The organism is Microbacterium sp. 16-032 (genome assembly GCF_041079455.1).
Taxonomy (GTDB): domain Bacteria; phylum Actinomycetota; class Actinomycetes; order Actinomycetales; family Microbacteriaceae; genus Microbacterium; species Microbacterium testaceum_A.
On sequence record NZ_JBFYGQ010000012.1, the window covers coordinates 1 to 5583 of the forward strand.

Annotated in this window: 3 rRNA genes; all 3 read right to left on the reverse strand. The window is 54.5% G+C overall.

From position 1 onward, the window contains the following. Positions 1 to 64 precede the first annotated feature (64 nt). Positions 65 to 181 (reverse strand): 5S ribosomal RNA (gene rrf / locus AB6V31_RS16775). A gap of 102 nt (positions 182 to 283) precedes the next feature. Then, positions 284 to 3395: ribosomal RNA gene (locus AB6V31_RS16780) — 23S ribosomal RNA — on the reverse strand. Positions 3396 to 3809: 414 nt separating this feature from the next. Then, positions 3810 to 5331 (reverse strand): 16S ribosomal RNA (locus AB6V31_RS16785). The 16S, 23S and 5S rRNA genes sit together here, the layout of an rRNA operon. Positions 5332 to 5583 lie beyond the last annotated feature (252 nt).

Below are 5583 nucleotides of genomic sequence, written 5' to 3' on the forward strand. Positions count from 1 at the left end.
GGGGATTGTGCCCGTAAATGCGAAATGGCCACCCAACTTTGGGTGGCCATTTCGACTAAGGGAAGTCCGGCGGTGTCCTACTCTCCCACAGGGTCCCCCCTGCAGTACCATCGGCGCTGAGAGGCTTAGCTTCCGGGTTCGGAATGTAACCGGGCGTTTCCCTCTCGCTATGGCCGCCGAAACACTATTGATGTTTCAAAAACCAACAACGACATGATCATTGTTGAGTTCCCGACCGTACATCGAGAACCACTCAGTGGACGCAAGCACCAAAAACAGGTGTGTTATCAAGTCATCGGCTTATTAGTACCGGTCAGCTTCACGTATTACTACGCTTCCACATCCGGCCTATCAACCCAGTAGTCTGGCTGGGAGCCTCTCACCATAAATGGTATGGAAGTCTCATCTTGAGGCCGGCTTCCCGCTTAGATGCTTTCAGCGGTTATCCATCCCGAACGTAGCTAATCAGCGGTGCTCCTGGCGGAACAACTGACACACCAGAGGTTCGTCCAACCCGGTCCTCTCGTACTAGGGTCAGATCCTCTCAAACTTCCTACGCGCGCAGCGGATAGGGACCGAACTGTCTCACGACGTTCTAAACCCAGCTCGCGTACCGCTTTAATGGGCGAACAGCCCAACCCTTGGGACCTACTCCAGCCCCAGGATGCGACGAGCCGACATCGAGGTGCCAAACCATGCCGTCGATATGGACTCTTGGGCAAGATCAGCCTGTTATCCCCGAGGTACCTTTTATCCGTTGAGCGACAGCGCTTCCACAAGCCACTGCCGGATCACTAGTCCCGACTTTCGTCCCTGCTCGACCTGTCAGTCTCACAGTCAAGCTCCCTTGTGCACTTACACTCGCCACCTGATTGCCAACCAGGTTGAGGGAACCTTTGGGCGCCTCCGTTACATTTTGGGAGGCAACCGCCCCAGTTAAACTACCCACCAGGCACTGTCCCTGAACCGGATCACGGTCCTAAGTTAGATATCCAGAGTGACCAGAGTGGTATTTCAACAATGACTCCACACTCACTGGCGTGAATGCTTCACCGTCTCCCACCTATCCTACACAAGCCACACCGAACACCAATACCAAGCTGTAGTAAAGGTCACGGGGTCTTTCCGTCCTGCTGCGCGTAACGAGCATCTTTACTCGTAATGCAATTTCGCCGAGTTCGCGGTTGAGACAGTTGGGAAGTCGTTACGCCATTCGTGCAGGTCGGAACTTACCCGACAAGGAATTTCGCTACCTTAGGATGGTTATAGTTACCACCGCCGTTTACTGGGGCTTAAATTCTCAGCTTCGCCTTGCGGCTAACCGGTCCTCTTAACCTTCCAGCACCGGGCAGGCGTCAGTCCGTATACATCGTCTTGCGACTTGGCACGGACCTGTGTTTTTAGTAAACAGTCGCTACCCACTAGTCTCTGCGGCCACCACACCCTTTCGGAGCAAGTCCTAATAAGTGGATGGCCCCCCTTCTCCCGAAGTTACGGGGGCATTTTGCCGAGTTCCTTAACCACGATTCTCTCGATCTCCTTGGTATTCTCTACCTGACCACCTGAGTCGGTTTGGGGTACGGGCAGCTAGAACCTCGCGTCGATGCTTTTCTCGGCAGCATAGGATCACCCACTTTTTATCCGCATCGTGTCTCAGCCTCAATGAGTGACGGATTTGCCTATCACTCGGCCTACGCACTTGCACCAGGACTACCATCGCCTGGCTTGGGCTACCTTCCTGCGTCACACCTGTTAATACGCTAGCCGCACCAGCATGGGTTCGAGCGTTCACACGGACGCGTCTCACCCCGAAGGGATCAACAACATTCCGAGCTAGGACTCTTAGCACCACTGGATTAGCTTGGGCGGTTCTTCGCCGGTACGGGAATATCAACCCGTTGTCCATCGACTACGCCTGTCGGCCTCGCCTTAGGTCCCGACTTACCCAGGGAAGATTAGCTTGACCCTGGAACCCTTGGTCTTTCGGAGGACGTGTTTCTCACACGTCTTTCGCTACTCATGCCTGCATTCTCACTCGTGTAGCGTCCACGGCTGGGTCACCCCGCCGCTTCACTCGCCACACGACGCTCTCCTACCCATCAACACGGCTGGACCACGAAGGCCTACCAAAAATGTCAATGCCACAACTTCGGTGGCGTGCTTGAGCCCCGTTACATTGTCGGCGCGGAATCACTTGACCAGTGAGCTATTACGCACTCTTTCAAGGGTGGCTGCTTCTAAGCCAACCTCCTGGTTGTCAAAGCAACTCCACATCCTTTCCCACTTAGCACGCGCTTAGGGACCTTAGTTGGTGGTCTGGGTTGTTTCCCTCTCGACTATGAAGCTTATCCCCCACAGTCTCACTGCTGCGCTCTCACTTACCGGCATTCGGAGTTTGGCTGACGTCAGTAACCTTGTAGGGCCCATCGGCCATCCAGTAGCTCTACCTCCGGCAAGAAACACGCAACGCTGCACCTAAATGCATTTCGGAGAGAACCAGCTATCACGAAGTTTGATTGGCCTTTCACCCCTATCCACAGCTCATCCCCTCAGTTTTCAACCTAAGTGGGTTCGGTCCTCCACGACGTCTTACCGTCGCTTCAACCTGGCCATGGATAGATCACTTCGCTTCGGGTCTAGGACACGCGACTGAATCGCCCTATTCAGACTCGCTTTCGCTACGGCTACCCCACTCGGGTTAACCTCGCCACGTATCGCTAACTCGCAGGCTCATTCTTCAAAAGGCACGCTGTCACCCCTACTAAGGAGGCTCCAACGGTTTGTAAGCAAACGGTTTCAGGTACTATTTCACTCCCCTCCCGGGGTACTTTTCACCTTTCCCTCACGGTACTTGTCCGCTATCGGTCATCTGGGAGTATTTAGGCTTATCAGGTGGTCCTGACAGATTCACACGGGATTTCTCGGGCCCCGTGCTACTTGGGATACTCTTCACGCCAAGAACAGGCATTTCGACTACGGGGTTCGCACCCTCTATGACCGGCCATTCAAAACCGTTCGTCTATACCCTCTTGTCACGTCGATCATTCGGCAGAACAATCAGAAAAGTCCCACAACCCCCAACATGCAACGCCTGCCGGCTATCACACACGCTAGGTTTAGCCTCTTCCGGTTTCGCTCGCCACTACTTACGGAATCGCTTTTGCTTTCTCTTCCTGTGGGTACTGAGATGTTTCACTTCCCCACGTTCCCTCTACCCGCCCTATATATTCAGGCGGGAGTCACCAGGTACGCACGCGCCCTGGCGGGGTTTCCCCATTCGGACACCCTCGGATCAAAACTCGCTTATCAGTTCCCCGAGGCTTATCGCAGATTGCTACGTCCTTCTTCGGCTCCAGATGCCAAGGCATCCACCGTTTGCTCTTAAAGACTTGAAATCACATGAGTTGAATCGTCAAAAAATTGACTAATGATCTTTAAGATCATCTTCACGACACAAACCAAAAGGCTCATGTCGAAGATGCTCGCGTCCACTGTGTAGTTCTCAAAGTACGGGCGGTACCCACCCCAGCCACCGGAACACCGGTACCGAAGCAGGCCCTCGAGGAACAGCCACCAACCACCACCAGCCATACGACTGACGCGATCAGCGCCCGGCCCCTCAGGACCCAACAGCGTGCATGTATCGACAACTCCGAACCAGATCGTTCCAGTGGCAAGCCACGTACTAAACCCGAGAACCTCGTCCCCGACACCAAGTCAAATGTTCCACCCATGAGCTAACCGGCAGACACATTCGGTCTGATCCGGCGCCTGAACAACCCCATTACAGGGCGTCAGATGCTCCTTAGAAAGGAGGTGATCCAGCCGCACCTTCCGGTACGGCTACCTTGTTACGACTTAGTCCTAATTACCGATCCCACCTTCGACGGCTCCCTCCACAAGGGTTGGGCCACCGGCTTCAGGTGTTACCGACTTTCATGACTTGACGGGCGGTGTGTACAAGACCCGGGAACGTATTCACCGCAGCGTTGCTGATCTGCGATTACTAGCGACTCCGACTTCATGAGGTCGAGTTGCAGACCTCAATCCGAACTGGGACCGGCTTTTTGGGATTCGCTCCACCTCACGGTATTGCAGCCCTTTGTACCGGCCATTGTAGCATGCGTGAAGCCCAAGACATAAGGGGCATGATGATTTGACGTCATCCCCACCTTCCTCCGAGTTGACCCCGGCAGTATCCCATGAGTTCCCACCATTACGTGCTGGCAACATAGAACGAGGGTTGCGCTCGTTGCGGGACTTAACCCAACATCTCACGACACGAGCTGACGACAACCATGCACCACCTGTTTACGAGTGTCCAAAGAGTTGACCATTTCTGGCCCGTTCTCGTATATGTCAAGCCTTGGTAAGGTTCTTCGCGTTGCATCGAATTAATCCGCATGCTCCGCCGCTTGTGCGGGTCCCCGTCAATTCCTTTGAGTTTTAGCCTTGCGGCCGTACTCCCCAGGCGGGGAACTTAATGCGTTAGCTGCGTCACGGAAACCGTGGAATGGTCCCCACAACTAGTTCCCAACGTTTACGGGGTGGACTACCAGGGTATCTAAGCCTGTTTGCTCCCCACCCTTTCGCTCCTCAGCGTCAGTTACGGCCCAGAGATCTGCCTTCGCCATCGGTGTTCCTCCTGATATCTGCGCATTCCACCGCTACACCAGGAATTCCAATCTCCCCTACCGCACTCTAGTCTGCCCGTACCCACTGCAGGCCCGAGGTTGAGCCTCGGGATTTCACAGCAGACGCGACAAACCGCCTACGAGCTCTTTACGCCCAATAATTCCGGATAACGCTTGCGCCCTACGTATTACCGCGGCTGCTGGCACGTAGTTAGCCGGCGCTTTTTCTGCAGGTACCGTCACTTTCGCTTCTTCCCTGCTAAAAGAGGTTTACAACCCGAAGGCCGTCATCCCTCACGCGGCGTTGCTGCATCAGGCTTTCGCCCATTGTGCAATATTCCCCACTGCTGCCTCCCGTAGGAGTCTGGGCCGTGTCTCAGTCCCAGTGTGGCCGGTCACCCTCTCAGGCCGGCTACCCGTCGACGCCTTGGTGAGCCATTACCTCACCAACAAGCTGATAGGCCGCGAGCCCATCCCAGACCGAAAAATCTTTCCAAACACGACCATGCGATCACGTCTCATATCCAGTATTAGACGCCGTTTCCAGCGCTTATCCCAGAGTCCAGGGCAGGTTGCTCACGTGTTACTCACCCGTTCGCCACTGATCCACCAAGCAAGCTTGGCTTCACCGTTCGACTTGCATGTGTTAAGCACGCCGCCAGCGTTCATCCTGAGCCAGGATCAAACTCTCCGTAAAAAAAGAAATGCATACAACCACCGGGAAAACGGGGCCGCAGCGAGTTTGAAACTGACCAAAGAAAAACATCATTACTGACGAATTTCACGCCAACCCCCGGAAGGGTTGGACTTTGATCCAAAGGAATTTCTCGCGATCCGAAGACCGACGAGGAATAAATTGGCATTTGACAAGTGCACGCTGTTGAGTTCTCAAGGAACGGACGCACCCACAGAAACGATCTCTCGACCTACCCGTGAGGCAGTTCACTTC